The organism is Dellaglioa sp. CoH-57-MRSF-21 (assembly GCF_056781915.1).
Map to the genome: position 1 here is coordinate 1 of NZ_JBXAXU010000132.1, position 316 is coordinate 316.

Consider the following 316-nt stretch of genomic DNA (forward strand, 5'->3'; position numbering starts at 1 on the left):
CTATCACCAGTGGGTAGCGGAAAGAGACCAAGTTCGTCGAGTGCTGCCAGAATTCGCGTGTCGCCACGAAGTGTGCTCGATTTTGGACCAGAAGGATAGAATCGAATGTTCTTATACCCGAGCGTGAAGTACAGCGAACTCAGTTTGTAAAGTTCGGTCCCCATAGCATCGCCGTGGTGTTTCAGAATTTCGAACAGACCTTTCCACCAATCAGATTCCTCAATAATCTTGCGAAACGGTGTCCACAAGACGGCAACAGCTTTTGCGAAGGTCAAGCTAACAAAGGTGCCAGTCAATTCGGTGGAGGCCTGCATTG

At 49.4% G+C, this 316-nt stretch carries 1 protein-coding gene; it reads right to left on the minus strand.

Going from position 1 to position 316, the window contains the following annotated elements:
* Positions 1 to 316 (minus strand): hypothetical protein (locus AC1RPQ_RS08270; protein ID WP_481762307.1); only part of this gene is annotated, 316 nt, incomplete at both ends.